The 1,951-nt window shown below is 67.5% G+C and carries 2 protein-coding genes and 1 pseudogene; 2 read left to right on the top strand and 1 reads right to left on the bottom strand.

Going from position 1 to position 1,951, the window contains the following annotated elements; translation table 11 throughout:
- Positions 1 to 452: pseudogene (locus tag RHBS_RS27295) on the top strand (primosome assembly protein PriA); the annotation flags it as partial.
- A gap of 79 nt (positions 453 to 531) precedes the next feature.
- Positions 532 to 1,383, top strand: coding sequence for a cyclase family protein (locus RHBS_RS27290; protein ID WP_121869942.1), 852 nt, complete (start codon positions 532 to 534; stop codon positions 1,381 to 1,383).
- On the opposite strand, the gene RHBS_RS27285 is transcribed toward RHBS_RS27290, so the two are convergent.
- Positions 1,299 to 1,951: GGDEF domain-containing protein (locus tag RHBS_RS27285; protein ID WP_145977647.1), on the bottom strand; the 653-nt coding region annotated here is incomplete at its 5' end. The genes RHBS_RS27290 and RHBS_RS27285 overlap by 85 nt on opposite strands.

Raw genomic sequence — 1,951 nt, 5'->3', positions numbered from 1 at the left:
TCCGCGGCTTGGTCCGGCCGGGCACGGCTGGTGGCCGCGTGGTCGTCGTCGCCGAGTCCGAGATACCCACGGTGCAGGCGCTGGTTCGCTGGGATCCACTGTGGCACGCCCGAAGCCAGTTGGACGAAAGAGTCGAGGTACGGTTCCCGCCCGCCGTGCACGTCGCGGCGATCGACGGAACCACCGATGCGATCACGGCGTTGGTGGAGAGTGCAGATCTGCCCGAGGCAGTGGAAATACTCGGGCCGGTCGACCTGCCGGACGGCCAACGGGCACCCGCGGGCGGCGGTGAGGACGTACTTCCCGGTGATGTGCAGCGCCTGTTGATACGCGTACCGCGCAGCACCGGGGCGGCGTTGGCGCGTGCGCTGGCCACCGCTCAGGCGTCGCGCAGTGCCAAGAAACTCGGCGGTGGAGTGCGGGTTCAGATAGACCCGATTCGAATCGGTTGATACTGCCGTCCGTGCTCGACGTGGCCTAGGGTTGCCTCGGGGCGGCGCACGGGGCGCCGACGAGAGGTGGGTCGGGGATATGAAGAGAAGGCAGCTCTTTCGCCGTGCGACAACAGGTTTGGCAGTGGTGATCGGGGCCCGTCTGGTGGCACCCGCCACCGCCGACGCTCTGCCCGGTACCGGCTCGGCGCAGCCGCCGACACCGGCCGTTCCGTTGGACCGACTGCTCCGGATCGTGTCGCTGTCGCACATCAACGATCCGGCGCTCACCCCGATCTTTCCCGGCGATCCCGAATTCTCGCTCGAGACGGCGTTCACCGTCGCCGACGACGGCTTCTACCTCCAGTACGTCAAGGAGGGCGAGCACACCGGCACGCACTGGGGAGCGCCCGCACACTTCCAGGAAGGTGGGCTGACCGCCGACCAGCTCGATCCGGAGGATCTGTTTCTGCCTGCGGTGAAGATCGACATTCGTGATCGGGCGGCCGCCGACGCCGATTACGCCGTGACGGTGGCCGACCTGCAGAACTGGGAAGCAGTCAACGGAGCCATTCCGCGAGGGGCGGCTGTCATTCTGTGGACCGGATGGGCGTCACGCTGGGGGACCGATGCCTACGCCAACGCGGACGCGGACGGTGTGACGCACCAACCCGGGTTCTCCGCGGAGGCGGCGCAGTGGTTGATCGACACGGGCAGGCTCGCCGATAGAGGTGCCCTCGGTACCGACACCTTCGGACCCGATCTGGGGAACGACGACACCTATCCGGTGTCCGTCAAGCTCTACGACCGGCGTCGGATCAGCCTGGAGAACCTGACCAATCTGGAGTCGATTCCGGCCACGGGTGCCTACGTTCTGGTCGGTGGCCCGATCAACCGGTCCGGATCTGGTTCGCCTGCAACCATTTTCGGTCTGGTGCCCAGAATCGCCTGATCGGAACCGCTCGACACCGCGCGGAGTGTGCCCGCGGTGTCGTAGGCGTAGATGCCGGCCTTGCCCTCGTGTTTGGCCTTGTACATCGCGCGATCGGCGAGCCGCATCAGCTCGTCCTCGTCGACGCCGGAGGTGTGGGAGGTGTCGGAGTCGTGGACGTCGGAGTCGTCCTCGGGTGTGCGGTCGACCTGACCGATCTGCACGGCTCCCACGCACACGCCGATCGACACCGAATGGCCGTCGATCTCGTGTGCTGTCCGCATCGCCTCGGCGATGCGGACAGCCGTCGCGCAACCGGTATCGAGGTCGGCGTGAACCAGGGCGGTGAACTCATCGCCGCCGAAGCGCGCCACCACCCCGTCGACCACGCATCGGTCGAGGCGGCGTGCGAGTTCGACCAGGAGCCGATCGCCGCCGCCGTGGCCGAATCTGTCGTTGACGCTCTTGAAGTCGTCGAGGTCGATCAGCAGCAGGACGGCGCGGCCCCGGCCCGCTCGGGCGTCGTGCACCGCCGCTCGCAGGTGTTCGTCGAACGACGACCGGTTGAGCAGCCCGGTCAGCCCGTCAT

It is taken from the genome of Rhodococcus sp. BS-15 (assembly GCF_000813105.1).
GTDB lineage: Bacteria > Actinomycetota > Actinomycetes > Mycobacteriales > Mycobacteriaceae > Rhodococcoides.
Note: the sequence above shows the minus strand (reverse complement) of the source record. Positions and strands in the feature narration are given on the sequence as shown.